Consider the following 17,949-nt stretch of genomic DNA (forward strand, 5'->3'; position numbering starts at 1 on the left):
AAGAGGCCATTATGAAATTACTTATTCTTGGCAACCATACCTGCGGCAACCGTGGCGATAGCGCCATTCTGCGCGGTTTACTGGATGCCATTAACACCCTTGACCCTGAGATAGAAGTTGACGTGATGAGCCGCTATCCGGTGAGCTCATCGTGGTTACTCAATCGTCCCGTCATGGGCGATCCGCTTTACAGTCAGATGAAGCAGCACAACAACGCAGCGGGCGTGATGGGCCGCGTGAAGAAAGTGCTGCGCCGCCGCTATCAACATCAGGTGCTGCTCTCGCGCGTGACCGACACCGGCAAGCTGCGCAATATCGCTATCGCACAGGGCTTTACCGATTTTGTCCGCTTGCTGTCAGGATACGACGCCATTATCCAGGTTGGCGGCTCGTTCTTTGTCGATCTGTACGGTGTGCCGCAGTTTGAACATGCGCTGTGTACCTTTATGGCGAAAAAGCCGCTGTTCATGATTGGTCATAGCGTGGGGCCGTTCCAGGATCCCCAGTTTAACCAACTGGCAAACTACGTTTTTGGTCACTGCGATGCGCTGATCCTGCGCGAATCGGTGAGTCTGGACCTGATGAAGCGCAGCGATATCGATACCTCAAAGGTGGAGCATGGCGTGGATACCGCCTGGCTGGTGGATCATCAGGTTGAGAATTTTGAGGCGAGTTACGCGGTGCAGCACTGGCTGAACGTGGCGGCAAAACAGAAAACGGTGGCCATTACCCTGCGCGAGCTGGCACCGTTTGATAAACGTTTGGGAACGACCCAAGCGGCGTATGAGAAAGCCTTTGCCGAGGTGGTGAACCGCGTGCTGGATAGCGGTTATCAGGTGCTGGCGCTTTCTACCTGTACCGGTATCGACAGTTACAACAAAGACGACCGTATGGTGGCGCTGAATCTCGGCAAACTGGTGAACGATCCTTCCCGGTATCACGTGGTGATGGACGAACTGAACGATCTGGAAATGGGCAAGTTGCTTTCCGCCTGTGAGTTGACCGTGGGCACTCGTCTGCACTCCGCCATTATCTCGATGAACTTCGGCACTCCGGCGATTGCCATCAACTATGAGCACAAATCAGCGGGGATTATGCAGCAGTTGGGCATGCCGGAAATGGCGGTGGATATTCGTCACCTGCTGGACGGATCGCTGGGCGCGATGGTGGGCGACACTTTAGGTCAATTACCTGCCATCAACGCACGGCTGGCGATAGCGGTAAAAGCCGAGCGCGAAAACGGTATTGCAATGGTCAAATCCGTCCTCGAACGCATCGGGGAGGGCAAATGAAGGTAGGTTTCTTCTTGCTGAAATTCCCGCTCTCGTCAGAAACGTTTGTGCTGAACCAAATTACAGCGTTTATCGATATGGGCTATGACGTGGAGATTGTCGCCCTGCAAAAGGGTGACACGCAAAACACCCATGCCGCGTGGGCACAGTATGGGCTGGAGGCAAAAACCCGCTGGCTACAGCACGAGCCGCAAGGGCGACTGGCCAAGCTGCGCTACCGTGCGACCCGTACGCTGAAAGGGGCACTGCGCGCCTCGACGTGGAAAGCGCTGAATATTTCTCGCTATGGTTCTGAATCCCGCAACCTGATCCTCTCCTCGATTTGCGGGCAAACCGCCCAGCCGTATCGCGCCGACGTGTTTATCGCTCACTTCGGCCCGGCGGGCGTAACGGCGGCGAAGTTGCGCGAGCTGGGTGTGATTGAGGGCAAAATTGCCACGATATTTCACGGGATTGATATCTCCAGCCGGGAAGTTCTTAACCACTATACGCCTGAATATCAGCAGCTATTCCGCCGCGGTGACATGATGCTGCCCATCAGCGAACTGTGGGCAGGCCGGCTGAAAACCATGGGCTGTCCGAGTGAGAAGATTGCCGTCTCGCGCATGGGTGTAGACATGGAGCGCTTTACCCAACGGCCGGTGAAGGTGCCGGGCAAGCCGCTGCAAATCATCTCTGTGGCGCGCCTGACCGAGAAAAAAGGGCTGCACGTCGCCATTGAAGCGTGTCGTCAACTCAAAGCGCGCGGGGTGGATTTTCACTATCGTATCCTGGGCATTGGCCCGTGGGAGCGTCGCCTGCGCACGCTCATCGAACAATACCAACTTGAAGGCTACGTTGAGATGCCGGGCTTTAAGCCCAGCCATGAAGTCAAAGCCATGCTTGACGATGCGGATGTGTTTTTGTTGCCCTCAGTGACGGGGGCAGATGGCGACATGGAAGGTATTCCCGTTGCGCTGATGGAGGCCATGGCGGTTGGGATCCCCGTCGTGTCGACCGTTCACAGCGGCATCCCCGAGCTTATCGAACCGGGTCATTCTGGCTGGCTGGTGCCTGAAAATAACGCGCTCGCGTTGGCCGATCGTCTGGCCGCCTTCAGTGATATTGACCAGCAGGAACTGATGCCGGTTCTGCGCAATGCGCGACAAAAAGTGGAAGCCGATTTTAATCAGCAGGTCATTAATCGTCAGTTAGCGAGCCTGTTACAAACGCTATAAAGCCGAGGTAGTATGCTGAAAAAAATGACCCGACGTACCTTTGTGACATCCTGCACGTTACTGGCCGCAACGCCGATCCTGGGCTCTCGCGTGGCGCGAGCGGCCGCAACGGGCGGTAAGGTCGATATCAGCCAGTACAACAGTAAAGACTGGATTGCCTCCTTTAAGCAGGCCTTCGCGGAGAGTGACACCGTGGTCGTCCCCGCAGGATTAACCTGCGAGAACATCAATACGGGTATTTTCATCCCGGACGGTAAAACGTTGCTTATTCGCGGCGCGCTGACGGGCAACGGGCGCGGGCGCTTTGTCCTGCAAGAAGGCAGTAAAGTGATCGGCGAAGGAAAAGGGCGCACGGAGAACATCACGCTGGACGTGCGTGGCTCCGACTGTGTTATTCAGGGGCTGGCCATGAGCGGCTTTGGGCCGGTCACGCAGATCTACATCGGCGGTAAAAAACCGCGGGTGATGCGTAACCTGCTGATCGACAATCTGACCGTCACTCAGGCTAACTACGCGATCCTGCGTCAGGGGTTTCATAACCAGGTAGACGGCGCACGCATTACCAACAGCCGCTTTAGCCATTTGCAGGGTGATGCCATCGAGTGGAACGTGGCGATCAATGACCGCAATATTCTGATTTCCGACCACGTCATCGACAACATCAATTGTACTAACGGCAAGATCAACTGGGGCATCGGTATCGGCCTTGCGGGAAGCACTTACGATAATGACTACCCCGAGAAACAAACCGTTAAGAACTTCGTGGTGGCGAATATCACCGGCAGCAACTGTCGCCAGCTAGTTCATGTCGAAAACGGTAAACACTTTATTATCCGTAATGTAAAAGCCACGAATATCACCCCAGACTTCAGTAAAAAGGCGGGGATTGACAATGCAACTGTGGCTATTTATGGCTGTGATAATTTCGTTATTGATAATATCGATATGAAAGATAGTGCCGGAATGTTAATTGGTTACGGCGTCATCAAAGGCGATTACCTGTCCATTCCGCAGAACTTTAAACTCAACGATATCCGGCTAGATAATAGCCAGCTTGCTTATAAGCTGCGAGGTATTCAGATCTCATCAGGGAATGCCACCTCGTTCGTTGCCATCACCAACCTGGAGATGAAACGCGCCACGCTTGAGCTGCATAACAAGCCGCAGCACCTTTTCTTGCGCAACATCAACGTGATGCAGGAATCAACAGTTGGACCTGCGCTGAAGATGAATTTCGATTTGCGTAAGGACGTTCGCGGCAAGTTTATGGCTAAAGACGAAACGCTGCTGTCACTGGCAAACATTCACGCGGTTAACGAAAAAGGGCAGAGCTCCGTGGATATCGACAGGGTGGATCAGCAGGTGGTGAATGTGGAGCGGTTGAATTTTAAACTGCCACATCGATAAATTATCGTCTCTCAGATTTTGCGACGATTCCTGGAATAAAACTGTGCGTGATTCGGATTGCAACTACTGTAATTTGTGGGCTGAAAGCGTAGTATCAATCCAATATTGAATCAAATCATGCTAGCGAAATTAGGTTTAAGAGCTATAATTCGGCAACCATTTTAAGGTGGAAGTTATAATGATTAATTTGAAAGCAGTCATTCCGGTAGCAGGTTTGGGCATGCACATGCTCCCAGCCACAAAAGCGATTCCTAAAGAGATGCTGCCGATCGTTGACAAGCCAATGATTCAGTACATCGTTGACGAGATTGTTGCTGCAGGGATCAAAGAAATCGTTCTGGTTACCCATTCGTCCAAGAATGCGGTAGAGAACCACTTCGACACCTCTTACGAACTCGAAGCGTTGCTTGAGCAGCGCGTTAAGCGTCAGCTTCTGGCCGAAGTGCAGTCAATCTGCCCACCAGGGGTGACCATTATGAACGTTCGCCAGGCTCAGCCGCTGGGTCTCGGACATTCCATCCTGTGTGCTCGCCCGATAGTGGGTGATAATCCATTTGTCGTTGTGCTGCCAGATATCATTCTGGACAACGCTTCTGCCGATCCGCTGCGCTACAACCTGGCATCTATGGTCGCGCGTTTCAATGAAACCGGCCGTAGCCAGGTGCTGGCAAAACGCATGAAGGGCGATCTGTCTGAGTACTCTGTTATCCAGACTAAAGAGCCACTGGATTCCGAAGGTCAGGTTAGCCGTATCGTTGAGTTTATCGAAAAACCGGATCAGCCACAGACGTTGGATTCCGACCTGATGGCGGTGGGGCGTTATGTTCTGAATGCGGATATTTGGGCTGAGCTGGAAAACACTGAGCCAGGTGCATGGGGTCGCGTACAGCTGACCGATGCCATCGCGCAACTGGCGAAGAAACAGTCTGTTGATGCCGTGTTGATGACGGGCGACAGCTACGATTGTGGTAAGAAAATGGGTTATATGCAGGCCTTCGTGCAGTATGGGCTGCGTAACCTGAAGGAAGGGCAGAAGTTCAGGGAAAGCATCCAGAAGTTGCTGGCTAACAGCTGATAGCTCGGTCAGTTTAATTTCGTGAAGATAAAGTGGCAGCTAGCACTCTGAGCAGATTTCATTGTTCAAGAATGGTAGTTGCTTTTTTTTATATAAAAAATCTTATATAACAAAGTGTTAGATGTGTTCTTTTTGCGCCTTATAACTGATATTTCTGCTTGTTTCTGAGGCCAATTAGGATGACAATTAACAGCTGTTTTACGGGAGTCCAGAGACAACGTCTTTCTGGATTTGACCGTAGATAATGACACCTCTATAAGACGTTCAGTGCACTGGTAGCTGTTAAGCCAGGGGCGGTAGCGTGCATATTTTCTGATTCAGTTCATATTTTGGCTTGAATTCAGTACATCAATATCCCGATATACTCAATCAACGGAATAGTTAACGTGAAAATTCTTGTCACTGGCGGTGCCGGTTTTATCGGATCTGCGGTTGTACGGCATATTATTAAAAATACCAAAGATCACGTGGTCAATGTGGATATGTTGACTTATGCCGGCAATCTTGAATCCCTTGCGGATGTGAGCGAAAGCGATCGTTACGTCTTTGAACAGGCCGATATCTGTGACAAAACTGCAATGGAGCGTATTTTTGCCGCACACAGACCCGATGCGGTAATGCATCTTGCAGCTGAAAGCCACGTTGACCGTTCGATTACTGGTCCAGCAGCCTTCATTGAAACCAATATTGTCGGCACTTATGTATTGCTTGAAGCAGCTCGTGCATATTGGTCGACTCTTAATGATGCGGCTAAAGCGGCGTTTCGTTTCCACCACATTTCAACAGATGAAGTGTATGGTGATCTGCCGCACCCAGATGAACATAATACTTCTGGCGAGTTGCCGCTGTTCACTGAGACGACTGCCTACGCACCAAGCAGCCCTTACTCTGCCTCTAAAGCGTCCAGCGATCATTTGGTCCGCGCATGGTTGCGCACCTATGGATTCCCCACCATTGTCACTAACTGCTCAAATAACTATGGTCCGTATCATTTTCCTGAAAAGCTGATCCCTCTGGTTATTCTCAATGCTTTGGATGGTAAAAACTTGCCAATTTACGGTAAGGGCGACCAAATCCGTGACTGGCTATATGTAGAAGATCATGCCCGCGCGCTTTACACCGTTGTAACTCATGGCAAGCCGGGTGAGACCTACAATATTGGTGGTCATAATGAGAAGCAAAATCTGGATGTGGTCCATACGATCTGCGACCTGCTGGATGAAATCGTTCCAAAAGAAGGCTCTTACCGCGATCAGATAACCTATGTGACCGACCGTCCAGGCCACGATCGTCGTTATGCCATTGATGCACATAAAATTGCCGCTGAACTGGGATGGAAGCCTGAAGAGACTTTTGAATCAGGGATTCGTAAAACGGTAGAATGGTATTTAACCAACCATGACTGGGTTAATAACGTCAAAAGTGGTGCGTATAAAACATGGATGGAGCAGAATTACGGAGAACGTCAATAATGAATATTCTGCTGTTTGGTAAAACGGGGCAGGTTGGTTGGGAGCTTCAACGTGCCTTAGCCCCTTTAGGTAACGTGATTGCCCTTGATGTGCATTCCAGGGAGTATTGCGGCGATTTTAGCAATCCTGAGGGTATTGCTGAGACGGTCCGTAGCATAAAACCGGATGTAATTGTTAACGCAGCCGCACACACTGCCGTTGATAAAGCTGAATCTGAGCAAGAATTTGCACAACTGTTGAATGCTACCAGTGTTGAAGCGATTGCAAAAGAAGCCGCGAAGATTGGTGCTTGGGTAGTCCATTACTCGACCGATTACGTATTCCCCGGTGATGGTGAGACGCCATGGCAGGAAACAGACGTAACGGCACCGCTAAATGTATACGGTCAGACCAAACTTGACGGTGAGTTAGCATTACAAGCACATTGCCCCAAACATCTTATTTTCCGTACTAGCTGGGTTTACGCTGGGAAAGGGAATAACTTTGCGAAAACAATGCTGCGTCTTGCAAAAGATCGCACAGAACTGTCTGTCATTGACGATCAAGTTGGTGCGCCAACAGGTGCTGAACTGCTTGCTGATTGTACGGCTCATGCCATCCGCGTTGCGCTCAATAAGCCTGAAGTGGCCGGTCTTTATCACTTAGTTGCATCTGAGACGACAACCTGGCACGAGTACGCGGCTTTAGTTTTTGAAGAAGCCAGAAAAGCGGGTATTGAACTAGCTATCGAGAAGTTGAATGCTGTTCCAACTACCGCATACCCAACGCCTGCCCGTCGTCCGCAGAATTCGCGTCTGAATACAGAAAAGTTCCAGCGTAACTTTGATCTGGTTCTGCCTGCCTGGCACACTGGCGTTAAACGGATGCTCGCCGAGCTATTTTCAGCTCAAGCAATTTAATCATTAAACAAATGCCCGGATACGGGCATTTTGTATTAAAAGAGAAAAATAATGACAACGCGTAAAGGAATAATTCTGGCAGGCGGTTCTGGGACTCGTCTATATCCGGTTACGATGGCAGTGAGCAAACAATTATTGCCTATTTATGATAAACCGATGATTTATTATCCACTCTCAACGTTGATGTTAGCGGGTATCAAAGACATCCTTATCATTAGTACACCGCAAGATACTCCTCGCTTTGAGCAGTTGCTCGGTGATGGGAGTCAATGGGGCCTTAATCTTCAGTACAAAGTACAGCCAAACCCAGATGGACTTGCTCAGGCATTTATCATTGGTGAGGAATTTATTGGTAACGATAACTGTGCGTTGGTGCTGGGTGATAACATTTTCTATGGTCACGACCTTCCAAAACAACTTGAAGCAGCGTTAACGAAAGGTGAGGGTGCTACCGTCTTCGCTTACCACGTTAACGATCCAGAACGCTACGGCGTTGTTGAGTTTGATAAGAATGGCACTGCAATCAGTCTTGAAGAAAAACCTCTCGAACCAAAGAGCAACTATGCGGTTACGGGCCTTTATTTCTACGATAACGATGTTGTCGATATGGCGAAAAATTTAAAACCGTCGGCCCGTGGCGAGCTAGAAATTACTGATATCAACCGCCTCTACCTGGAGCAGGGGCGTTTGTCAGTAGCAATGATGGGACGAGGTTATGCCTGGCTTGATACCGGCACTCACCAGAGCCTCATTGAGGCCAGTAATTTCATTGCGACGATCGAAGAACGTCAGGGATTGAAAGTTTCCTGTCCGGAAGAAATCGCGTATCGCAAAGGTTTCATTGATGCTGAGCAGGTCAAAAAATTAGCTGAGCCGCTTAAAAAGAATGCATACGGTCAGTATCTGCTAAAAATGATAAAAGGTTACTGAGTAATGAACGTCGTTGAGACAAATATTCCGGAAGTATTAATTTTTGAACCGAAGGTTTTCGGTGACGACCGTGGTTTTTTCCTGGAAAGTTTCAGCCAGAAAATTTTCGATGAAGCTGTAGGTCGTCATGTTGAATTTGTGCAAGACAACCACTCAAAATCATGTAAAGGGGTCTTACGCGGCCTGCATTATCAACTTGAACCCTATGCCCAGGGTAAGCTCGTTCGCTGTGTTTCTGGCGAAGTATATGATGTTGCAGTTGATATCAGAAAGTCATCATCAACATTCGGTCAGTGGGTTGGCGTTCATCTTTCAGCTGAAAATAAACGTCAGTTATGGATTCCTGAAGGATTTGCGCACGGTTTCCTTGTTTTAAGTGAGACAGCAGAGTTTCTCTATAAAACGACGAACTACTATGCACCTGAATTCGATCGCGGAGTAAAATGGGATGATCCTACTATTGGGATTCCATGGCCATTAGAAGGGAATTACTCTCTGTCAGAGAAGGATAAAATACAGCCTCTCTGGAATGATGTTCAGTATTTTGACTAAATTTTGCGGACAATTCGTCTAACTTGTTTAATAGAGTAGAATATTATGTTTAATGATAAAGTAATTCTGGTAACTGGCGGCACGGGCTCTTTCGGTAACAAATTTGTCCGCATGACTTTGGAAAAATATAATCCGAAGAAGATCATCATTTATTCTCGTGATGAAATGAAACAGTGGGAAATGGCAAAGCACTTCAAAGATGAAAGCCGTATCCGTTTCTTCATCGGTGATGTTCGTGATAAAGACCGTTTATATCGCGCGTTAGATGGTGTTGATTTTGTTGTGCATGCTGCGGCAACCAAAATTGTTCCTACAGCAGAGTACAATCCTTTCGAATGTGTAAAAACAAACATCAATGGCGCAATGAACGTGATTGATGCCTGTATTGATAAAGGCATTGAACGTGTTGTTGCGCTGTCTACCGATAAAGCAAGCAGTCCTGCCAACCTTTATGGCGCAACTAAGCTGGCTTCCGACAAGCTTTTTGTTGCTGGTAACTCCTATTCTGGTGCAACGAAGACCCGTTTTTCCGTAGTGCGCTACGGTAACGTTATGGGTTCACGCGGATCTGTGATTCCTTTCTTCCTGTCTATCAAAGACAAAGGTGAGTTGCCGATTACCGACGATCGCATGACGCGTTTCATGATCACCCTAGAGCAGGGCGTTGAACTGGTATGGCATGCGTTTGAAGACATGATTGGCGGTGAAATCTATGTCAAAAAAATCCCTTCAATGAAAGTGACTGATGTTGCGACTGCTGTTGCACCAGATGCCGCTCAGAAAGTCATTGGTATCCGCCCTGGTGAGAAACTGCATGAGCAGATGATCAGTGCTGAAGATGCTCATTACACTTACGAATATCCAGAACACTTTAAAATCTTGCCTGCAATTCATAACTGGTGTGATTCTCCAGAGCGCATCAAAGATGGCAAGCGCGTTCCAGAAGGCTTCGTGTACGAAAGCGACAGCAATGCAGAGTGGATGAGCATTGAAGAGCTAAGCCAGTGGATCGAAGATAACCGTGAAAAAGTGGGCAACATCTGATGAAATTTATCCCCTATGGACGGCAAGATATCTCTGATGAAGATATCAGTGCCGTTGTGGACGTACTGAAGTCTGATTTCTTAACTCAGGGCCCGTGCGTTCCGCAATTTGAACAAGTTATTGCAGAGTATGTTGGTGTCAAACATGCTGTAGCGGTGAACAGTGCGACCTCTGCATTGCATATTGCTTGCATGGCGTTGGGGATGAAGAAAGGCGACTGGCTGTGGACGTCGCCGAACACATTTGTGGCTTCTGCCAACTGCGCATTGTATTGCGATGCGAACGTGAGTTTCGTTGATATCGATCCGCAGACGTTTAACATGAGTGTGAGTGCACTTGAAGCGAAGCTGATTGCGGCAAAAGCTCAAGGCATCCTGCCTAAAGTGGTTGTTCCTGTTGCATTTGCGGGACAGTCCTGCGAGATGGAAGCAATCCATAAGCTGTCCAAAGAGTATGGTTTTGCCATTATTGAAGATGCATCACATGCAATTGGTGGCAGCTATCAGGGTGATAAAATCGGTAATTCTCGTTTTGCCGATGTAACTATTTTGAGTTTCCACCCGGTTAAAATTATCACCACTGCTGAAGGCGGCATGGCACTCACTAACAGTGATTCACTGGCTGGAAAGATGCAGCTTTTCCGCAGCCATGGCATTACTCGCGACAGCGATAAAATGAGTAAAGCCTCTGAAGGTGGATGGTACTACCAGCAGGTCGATCTCGGTTTGAACTATCGTATGACCGAACTGCAGGCTGCACTGGGTGTTAGCCAGTTAAAACGCATTGATGGTTTTGTTACTCGTCGTCATGAACTTGCTGAGCGTTATGATAATGCGTTCGATGGCATTCCGGTTTCCACACCGGAACAAGCGGTGAGTGGCTATAGCGCCTTCCATCTCTACCCTTTGACGGTCAACGATCCTGCTCAGCGCAAACCTCTTTTTGACTACCTGCGCGATAAAGGCATTGGTGTTAACGTTCACTATATTCCGGTTCATACCCAGCCGTATTACGAGCAACTGGGGCATAAGGCCGGTGACTATCCATTAGCCGAGGACTATTACTCTCGAGCCATTAGTATTCCGATGTATTCCACACTTTCTGATGAAGAGCAGGATTACGTCATTAAATGCATTCGGGAGTTTTTCTAAATGAATGTGGCAATCATTCCTGCGCGTGGTGGAAGTAAGCGGATACCGCGCAAAAATATCAAATCATTTTGCGGGAAACCGATGATTGCCTGGTCTATTGAAGCCGCTCAGCAGAGCGGCGTCTTTGACCGAATCATTGTCTCAACAGATGATGAAGAGATAGCTGCGGTAGCACGTCAAAATGGTGCAGATGTGCCTTTTATGCGCCCGGAAGAGCTATCGAATGATTATGCTGGAACAATTCCTGTGATTCGACATGCCACAGAATGGTTAATCGATAACGGTGTCCCAGCTGAAAATGTCTGCTGCATTTACGCCACTGCTCCATTCATCCGTTCTGAAGATATCGTACGTGGGTTGGAAACGTTGCGTGAACGTAAAGGTGATTATGCATTTTCAGTGACAAGATTCCCTTATCCGATACAACGTGCGCTAAAAGTCAGCCATGAGCAGCATATCAGCATGTTTTATCCTGATATGTTCCATGTTCGATCTCAGGATCTTGAGGAGTCATGGCATGATGCTGGCCAGTTTTATTGGGGAACGGCAGATGCCTGGATGCAAGAGAAGCCTATATTTAGCGCCGAATCATTTTCAATAGAGTTGCCGCGTGAACGCGTCCAGGATATAGACACTCCCGAGGACTGGCGAGTAGCTGAATGGCTTTATAAAGCCATGGAGTTAAAAAATGAAAGTCATTCTGCGGGTTGATTCGTCTCTATCGATTGGTTCCGGCCATATTATTCGATGTCTAAATCTGGCGAAGGCCTTACGGAAGTCGGGTGCCAAATGTTGTTTTGTATCGAAAGAACATCATGGCAACGTCATCGATAAAATTGAGCAATCAGAATTCCAGGTAATCGTTACTTCGACTTCAAATCAATCTGATGACTATATTCGAGATGAAAAATCTTGGTTAAATGGGAGTCAGAGTGAAGATGCAGAAGAATTTATTACTCTGTTAAAACGACATTACACTAACCCTGATATCGTAATTGTCGATCACTATTCTTTAGATCACGAGTGGGAAAGGATTGTTAAAAATCATTTTCCTACAACTCGACTAATAGCTATCGACGATCTCTGTAATCGTCCTCATTTTTGCGATCTGTTGATTGATCAAACATTTCGGCGAGATCCCTACGACTATCATGGCCTTAATACGAATAATGCAGTGATACTGGCCGGTACTAAGTATGCTCTGCTAGACCCAAAATTTTCTTCGTTAAGAAAACAATCTCGGATTCGTAAGGAAGCGATATTAGAGCCAAAAACGCTAATGGTGACAATGGGGGGCGTTGATGCCTTCAACGTAGCGGGCCAAGTTCTTGAATACCTGGAAGTAGGCATTTTTAACCAAGTTGAAAAAATCACAATTATATTAGGCAGTGCTTGTCCACACGATGCAGCCATACGTAGCCAGGCGAGTAAATCAAAATATAAAGTGGATGTTCTAACAAACGTGACAAACATGGCGGAATTAATGCTTGAGCATGATTTTGCTATCGGTGCCATGGGGGGGACGACATGGGAGCGTTGCGTAATGGCGCTGCCAGCTGTAAATATTGCAATTGCGGATAATCAAAAAACTATAGCCAAAAATTTATCCGAAGTCGGTGCAATTGTTTTGAGTGCAGATAGTTTTAATGAAAATGATTTAATTACGTCCTTAAAAAAACTCATGACTTATTATCATGATCAACGCCTTCTTGCTATGGATATTTGCGATGGTCAGGGACTGTTCAGAGTGGTACAAGAAATAATGTTAGTACCCGCAAAAGATGGTGTGAATATCACTCTTCGTCAGGCTACAGCGGAGGATATTGATTTTGTTTACCTGCTCCAATGTGAGCCGGAAACGCGACGGTATGCACGTAATCCAGATGTACCTTCCTACCAGCAACATACTTCCTGGATGCAACGTAAACTAGACGATGACAGAGTCAGTTTTTATATCATAGAGCATGATGCCTCTTGCGGAGTGCTGAGATTAGAGCCTGTTGAACATCCGAATGCAGATGTCGAAATTTCTATCTTCCTGACAGTAGACTGTCACGGTAAAGGTATTGCAAGTGCAGCAATTAAACGTGCGTTAATGCTTAACGATGATGTGAATATCTTAGCTACGGTATTACCCGAAAATCACGCTTCCCATCAGCTATTTGGACGAAATGGTTTTGCCAAAGTTTCTTCCAGTGAATATATTAGTGAGAAAAAGAAATGAATGAATTTATAACTATTGATGGTCGTAAGATTGGTAAAGATCATCCTCCTTATATCATTGCTGAACTTTCGGCCAACCATAATGGCGATATCAACCGCGCATTTAAGATTATGGAAGAGGCCAAAGCCGCAGGAGCGGATGCGATTAAGTTACAAACGTATCGTGCGGATACGATTACTATTGATTGTGACACGGAGGATTTTCAAATCCATGGTGGTCTGTGGGATGGCCAGACTCTGTTTAACCTGTACAAAGGTGCTCAGATGCCGTGGGAATGGCACAAACCTCTTTTTGACAAAGCAAAAGAGCTTGGTATTACGATTTTTAGTAGCCCATTTGATTTTAGCGCCGTTGATTTACTTGAAGAGTTAAATGCTCCGGCCTACAAAATTGCATCTTTTGAAGCGATCGATCTGCCGTTGATTCGATATGTTGCCAAAACGGGCAAACCAATGATTATCTCTACTGGTATGGCTGATAAACAAGAAATTCAGGAAGCTATAGATGCTGCCCGTGAAGGCGGCTGCAAAGAGCTCGTCGTCTTGCATTGCGTAAGTGGCTATCCTGCGCCAGCGGAAGATTATAACCTGGCAACGATACCTGATATGGCAGAACGCTTTGGCGTTATTACTGGGCTGTCCGACCATACTATTGATAATACTACGGCTGTGGCTTCTGTTGTGCTTGGTGCAAACGTTATTGAAAAACACGTTACATTGGACCGTAATGGTGGTGGACCAGACGACAGTTTCTCATTAGAGCCTGATGAGTTAAGGGCATTGTGCCGCGATGCGAAAACAGCGTGGAAAGCCTTGGGTGCTGTTAACTATGAACGTAAAGAAAGTGAAAAAGGAAACGCAAAATTCCGTCGCTCTTTATATGTTGTTAAAGATATTAAGAAAGGTGAGCTTTTCACCATGGACAATATTAAAAGCATAAGACCTGGCTATGGTGTTGCGCCTAAGAACTTTGATCTTTTTATCGGCAAAACTGCAAAATGCGATATCAAATATGGCGAACCATTGAAATTTGAATTCCTTGATTAGTCCAACAGGTATACTATGTTAAATGTGGACGATGTATATGAATATGTACAGCAAAGGAATTTGAAGGACAGTAAATTCAAAAGTAATATTGCACATCTTTATAAAAAAAATGCGCAATGGATAGTTCCTTTCTATGACTTGCTTACTGCAGTGATTTTTTTCTGGCTTAGGCCAGAAAAAAATAAAAGATACTTCTTTTTAGGTAATCGATTTTCTCATTTGATTGCTTCTTTGCCAAAACAAGAAATTTGCATAATTGGTGGGCCGCGACAGTTAATCTATTGTCTTAAGAATAATATTAGTTATATCCCCAATGGATATTTTTGGAGAGTTTTAAGTCAAGGTTTTACTACGAGCGTAAAAAATAAGTTATTTAGAGCATCCCTGAATAAAAGTAATTATCTCAAGCGCTTGGTCGCTTCAGATGCACAGGCAATACTTGTAGTCGAGAATGACTCGTTACCAATGCAGCGCACATTTTGTAATATAGCATCAGATGCAAATATTAAAACCGTTTGTATCCAACATGGTCTTTTTCAGTCGAAAACTGACGCTAAAACTATTGACGGATGGAAGTGTGACTATTTTATTTGCTACGACAAAAACCAGAAATTAGTTATTACTGGGCTTGGAATAAGTGAAGATAAAGTCATCATTGGTGGCTTTTATGAACCAATTGTTAAAGCAAATGTTTCTCAAACCAATGAAAGTGCTATAAAAGTCCTCTTCCTTGGGCAACCATGGTTCAAATATGGTGATGATTATAAAGAAAAATACCTAAAAGTCCTTGGTATTCTTTCAGCTCAATTTGAATCTGAAAAAATAGTATATGCCTTTAAACCACATCCTTGGGAAACTGATGCTCCTTATTTACAAGAGATGGGTAATTTATTTAAAGGAAATATGAATGAAGCAATCGCTGGTTATGATGTTTTCTTTTCATTCACCTCCACTGCATTATTGGAAGTAACTATGGCAGGTAAAGTTGCAGTACAAATCTATGATCAACAATTTGCCTGTGACAACTTTGAGAATCTTGGTTACTCCTATTCAATTCAAAGTGATGATTTAGAAAAACTAGCGCAGGATGTTCTCAAAATGCCTCCCTTTGAGCTTGAGATGCCCGAGTTTGATAACCTTGTTACTCAAATCAAAAAAATTGCAATGGTGGGAGTGTGAAACCAACCTTTAGTATCCAACTGTACCCAATAATGCTATTGGTTTTGTCTTTATTGACAGTAATGACCGTTGCAGTCAGTTCTGACATGTATGTATTTTGTGGGGGCGTAAGCCTAATATTATTTTTTATGTTTTGTGTCTATTTATACAAACATAAGCAGTATTTTTTCTTTTTGTTGATGCCTTTTATATTTCCTCATTTTACAGCAATAGTTTCAAATTTTTCACTTGAAACAGGTGCTTATATTGAGGAGCTTCAGGTTATGTCATATGCTACCGGGGGAGTTACGCGTTTAGTATTCTTTATGCTCTCCTTTTTCATGGTTGCAATGCTAGCTTTTAATGTCATCGAAAAATATCGGGTCAATAGATTTTTCTTAACTCTTAAAGGTGATTACTCTCGATTAGAGAAGCAACTTCTTGTTCTTTTTTCAGGCGTTATATTTGCTATACTTTTGCTAAATGCATTTTTATGGGGCAGTCCTTTATTAAAAGGAGTACAACGTTTTGATTACTGGGTGGGGCATCCTTATCCAGGTATTCGTAATTTGTTGTATCAAGGATACTTATTATCATTTATACTCGGCGTTTATATCACTAAAATTAAACTAAATCGCACCGGTAAACCAATAAGTTATATCGGCATTGTCATTCTTTTTTGTCTCTTTAATGTGCTCTATGGTGAGAAATTTACAGGTGTCTTTCTTACGCTGTTATATTTCTTTATCGGCATGTTTGGGTCTTTAGTATTATATAAAAAAATCAATATTGTCAATGCTAAAACTATCATGTTTGTAGTTGTTATGTCCTTGCTTCTATATGGATTGATATATTATCAGTATAAATATATTCATCAATTGCCAGGTAGTATTTTTTCATTCATTGAAAGCCGCGTTCTCAATTTGCAAGGAGAAGTATGGTGGGCAATTGATAGCAGTGCACCCACAGGAAACGGACTGTCTTATCTTTACTCCTATAGTGATAATTGTAGAATGAGTGGTGGCTTATACTCACTTATGTACCAGATTGCGCCTTCGAGTCTTGTAGATTCTTATTGTGAGCGCGGTATTACATTTACAATGGGTTATCCGGCAATCTTGATTTCATCGGTAGGCTACTTTAGCGGATTTCTGTTTAATTTACTTTTCGCCGTATTAGTTGGTGTTACACTTTTCCTAGTCAAAAAATCGATTGAATATCCAAATGTTATTTCATTATTTCTTTCGGCAAAAGTTTTGTTGATTGAAACGCATGCATTTAACATGGGTAATATTTATAATGTTATTGACGTAAAGTTTTTTGTTTATTTCTTATTGTTGTTATTTTTTTCTGAACTAAGGTTGAAAAATGCACAAATTAGTAGCCATGTATTTACCTCAATTCCACCCAGTAAAACGAAATAACGAATGGTGGGGGGAGGGTTTCACTGAGTGGCGTAATGTTGTTAAGGCAAAACCTCGTTTTTCAGGTCACAATCAACCTCAACTGCCAGCAGATTTAGGGTATTACGATCTACGTCTTGCAGAAACAAGAAATAAACAAGCCGAGATGGCAAAAGAGTATGGTATTCATGGTTTTTGTTACTACCATTACTGGTTTAACGGTGAATTGTTATTAGAACAACCTGTCGAGGACATGCTGACTTCTGGCAGTCCAGATTTTCCATTCTGCCTATGTTGGGCAAATGAAAACTGGACTCGCGCCTGGGATGGAATGGATCGAGAAGTTCTGATTAAGCAGGATTACACTGATGAAGATTTGGCATCACATATGCAGTATCTGGCTCCGTACTTCACGGATCCCCGCCACATATGCGTCAATGGTAAACCTGTCTTCTTAATCTACCGAGTCGATAATATTCCTCAAGCTAAAAATTATATTGAATCTATTAGAAAATATGCCGCAGATTATGGTGTGCCGGAACTCCACTTAGTTGCTGTAAAAAATGGTTTCGTTGAGTTGGCGGATGAGGAAATTTTGTCTCACGGATTTGATGCGATAATGGATTTCCAGCCTAATCGGAACGATTTCCCTAAAGAACATAAATCCTCTTCTCAGATGCTTGTCGATACCGCCAGAAAACTTCTTCCTGCATCTGTTTATCAGGCTCTGAAAGGGAGCGTTTCAGCTGTAAATCGGATTGATTACAAACAACTTGTCGATGAGAAAATCGCTCAGGATTGGCCGCAAAACTATGTGAAGTATCCCGCAGTGTTTCCATCCTGGGATAATACCGCACGTAGAAAAACGCCTACAGTGATTCAGAATAATGATCCGGAGGACTATCGTAAATGGTTAGAATATGCCGTTAAATCTACCGGTTCTTATGAAGATGACCAGCAGTTTGTCTTTATCAATGCATGGAATGAATGGGCTGAGGGCTGTCATCTGGAGCCTGATGAAATTATGGGCAAAACATTCCTCGAAATTACGCGTTCTGTTATAAACTCCAAAGCATAAT

16 protein-coding genes are annotated in these 17,949 nt (G+C 45.2%); all 16 read left to right on the top strand.

Annotated features, from left to right (window positions below; translation table 11 throughout):
* Positions 1-11 precede the first annotated feature (11 nt).
* Positions 12-1,292, top strand: coding sequence for a colanic acid biosynthesis pyruvyl transferase WcaK (gene wcaK, locus AC6EMZ_RS08335; protein ID WP_498401979.1), 1,281 nt, complete (start codon positions 12-14; stop codon positions 1,290-1,292).
* Positions 1,289-2,509 (top strand): colanic acid biosynthesis glycosyltransferase WcaL, encoded by a 1,221-nt coding sequence (gene wcaL, locus AC6EMZ_RS08340; protein ID WP_498401980.1) that lies wholly within the window; start codon positions 1,289-1,291, stop codon positions 2,507-2,509. The genes wcaK and wcaL overlap by 4 nt, the downstream gene beginning before the upstream one ends.
* A gap of 12 nt (positions 2,510-2,521) precedes the next feature.
* Positions 2,522-3,916: a colanic acid biosynthesis protein WcaM gene (gene wcaM / locus AC6EMZ_RS08345; RefSeq protein ID WP_498401981.1), complete on the top strand. Its 1,395-nt coding sequence runs from the start codon at positions 2,522-2,524 to the stop codon at positions 3,914-3,916.
* 178 nt (positions 3,917-4,094) lie between these two features.
* On the top strand, positions 4,095-4,991 hold the full coding sequence (gene galF / locus AC6EMZ_RS08350; protein WP_498401982.1) for a GalU regulator GalF: 897 nt from the start codon (positions 4,095-4,097) through the stop codon (positions 4,989-4,991).
* Positions 4,992-5,377: 386 nt separating this feature from the next.
* Entirely contained in the window at positions 5,378-6,463 is a 1,086-nt protein-coding gene (gene rfbB, locus AC6EMZ_RS08355) for a dTDP-glucose 4,6-dehydratase (RefSeq protein WP_498401983.1), read from the top strand.
* Positions 6,463-7,362 (top strand): dTDP-4-dehydrorhamnose reductase, encoded by a 900-nt coding sequence (gene rfbD, locus AC6EMZ_RS08360; RefSeq protein WP_498401984.1) that lies wholly within the window; start codon positions 6,463-6,465, stop codon positions 7,360-7,362. The genes rfbB and rfbD overlap by 1 nt, the downstream gene beginning before the upstream one ends.
* A gap of 51 nt (positions 7,363-7,413) precedes the next feature.
* A complete protein-coding gene (rfbA, locus tag AC6EMZ_RS08365; RefSeq protein WP_498401985.1) occupies positions 7,414-8,292 on the top strand; it encodes a glucose-1-phosphate thymidylyltransferase RfbA in 879 nt (292 codons plus the stop codon).
* Between the two features lie 3 nt (positions 8,293-8,295).
* On the top strand, positions 8,296-8,844 hold the full coding sequence (rfbC, locus tag AC6EMZ_RS08370; RefSeq protein ID WP_498401986.1) for a dTDP-4-dehydrorhamnose 3,5-epimerase: 549 nt from the start codon (positions 8,296-8,298) through the stop codon (positions 8,842-8,844).
* Positions 8,845-8,889: 45 nt separating this feature from the next.
* Positions 8,890-9,888, top strand: coding sequence for a UDP-N-acetylglucosamine 4,6-dehydratase (inverting) (gene pseB, locus AC6EMZ_RS08375; RefSeq protein WP_498401987.1), 999 nt, complete (start codon positions 8,890-8,892; stop codon positions 9,886-9,888).
* A complete protein-coding gene (pseC, locus tag AC6EMZ_RS08380) occupies positions 9,888-11,039 on the top strand; it encodes a UDP-4-amino-4,6-dideoxy-N-acetyl-beta-L-altrosamine transaminase (RefSeq protein ID WP_498401988.1) in 1,152 nt (383 codons plus the stop codon). The genes pseB and pseC overlap by 1 nt, the downstream gene beginning before the upstream one ends.
* Positions 11,040-11,750, top strand: coding sequence for a pseudaminic acid cytidylyltransferase (gene pseF / locus AC6EMZ_RS08385; RefSeq protein ID WP_498401989.1), 711 nt, complete (start codon positions 11,040-11,042; stop codon positions 11,748-11,750).
* Complete coding sequence (pseG, locus tag AC6EMZ_RS08390) at positions 11,728-13,263, top strand: UDP-2,4-diacetamido-2,4,6-trideoxy-beta-L-altropyranose hydrolase (RefSeq protein WP_498401990.1); 1,536 nt, start codon at positions 11,728-11,730, stop codon at positions 13,261-13,263. The genes pseF and pseG overlap by 23 nt, the downstream gene beginning before the upstream one ends.
* The gene (gene pseI, locus AC6EMZ_RS08395) at positions 13,260-14,309 is read left to right on the top strand and encodes a pseudaminic acid synthase (RefSeq protein ID WP_498401991.1); all 1,050 of its coding nucleotides are present in this window, start codon (positions 13,260-13,262) and stop codon (positions 14,307-14,309) included. The genes pseG and pseI overlap by 4 nt, the downstream gene beginning before the upstream one ends.
* 15 nt (positions 14,310-14,324) lie before the next feature.
* Complete coding sequence (locus tag AC6EMZ_RS08400; RefSeq protein ID WP_498401992.1) at positions 14,325-15,488, top strand: hypothetical protein; 1,164 nt, start codon at positions 14,325-14,327, stop codon at positions 15,486-15,488.
* Positions 15,485-16,891, top strand: a complete 1,407-nt coding sequence (locus AC6EMZ_RS08405) for a DUF6418 domain-containing protein (protein WP_498401993.1) — start codon at positions 15,485-15,487, stop codon at positions 16,889-16,891. Before AC6EMZ_RS08400 ends, AC6EMZ_RS08405 begins: the two co-directional genes overlap by 4 nt.
* On the top strand, positions 16,836-17,948 hold the full coding sequence (locus tag AC6EMZ_RS08410; RefSeq protein ID WP_498401994.1) for a glycosyltransferase WbsX family protein: 1,113 nt from the start codon (positions 16,836-16,838) through the stop codon (positions 17,946-17,948). Before AC6EMZ_RS08405 ends, AC6EMZ_RS08410 begins: the two co-directional genes overlap by 56 nt.
* The last annotated feature ends 1 nt before the right edge of the window (position 17,949 follow it).

It is taken from the genome of Enterobacter sp. SCRI0065 (genome assembly GCF_059766475.1).

Bases quoted from the DNA above. Each gene is read 5' to 3' on its own strand.
- wcaK (WP_498401979.1), top strand. From the start codon at position 12: ATGAAATTACTTATTCTTGGCAACCATACCTGCGGCAACCGTGGCGAT.
- wcaL (WP_498401980.1), top strand. From the start codon at position 1,289: ATGAAGGTAGGTTTCTTCTTGCTGAAATTCCCGCTCTCGTCAGAAACG.
- wcaM (WP_498401981.1), top strand. From the start codon at position 2,522: ATGCTGAAAAAAATGACCCGACGTACCTTTGTGACATCCTGCACGTTA.
- galF (WP_498401982.1), top strand. From the start codon at position 4,095: ATGATTAATTTGAAAGCAGTCATTCCGGTAGCAGGTTTGGGCATGCAC.
- rfbD (WP_498401984.1), top strand. From the start codon at position 6,463: ATGAATATTCTGCTGTTTGGTAAAACGGGGCAGGTTGGTTGGGAGCTT.
- rfbA (WP_498401985.1), top strand. From the start codon at position 7,414: ATGACAACGCGTAAAGGAATAATTCTGGCAGGCGGTTCTGGGACTCGT.
- rfbC (WP_498401986.1), top strand. From the start codon at position 8,296: ATGAACGTCGTTGAGACAAATATTCCGGAAGTATTAATTTTTGAACCG.
- pseB (WP_498401987.1), top strand. From the start codon at position 8,890: ATGTTTAATGATAAAGTAATTCTGGTAACTGGCGGCACGGGCTCTTTC.
- pseC (WP_498401988.1), top strand. From the start codon at position 9,888: ATGAAATTTATCCCCTATGGACGGCAAGATATCTCTGATGAAGATATC.
- pseF (WP_498401989.1), top strand. From the start codon at position 11,040: ATGAATGTGGCAATCATTCCTGCGCGTGGTGGAAGTAAGCGGATACCG.
- pseG (WP_498401990.1), top strand. From the start codon at position 11,728: ATGAAAGTCATTCTGCGGGTTGATTCGTCTCTATCGATTGGTTCCGGC.
- pseI (WP_498401991.1), top strand. From the start codon at position 13,260: ATGAATGAATTTATAACTATTGATGGTCGTAAGATTGGTAAAGATCAT.
- AC6EMZ_RS08400 (WP_498401992.1), top strand. From the start codon at position 14,325: ATGTTAAATGTGGACGATGTATATGAATATGTACAGCAAAGGAATTTG.
- AC6EMZ_RS08410 (WP_498401994.1), top strand. From the start codon at position 16,836: ATGCACAAATTAGTAGCCATGTATTTACCTCAATTCCACCCAGTAAAA.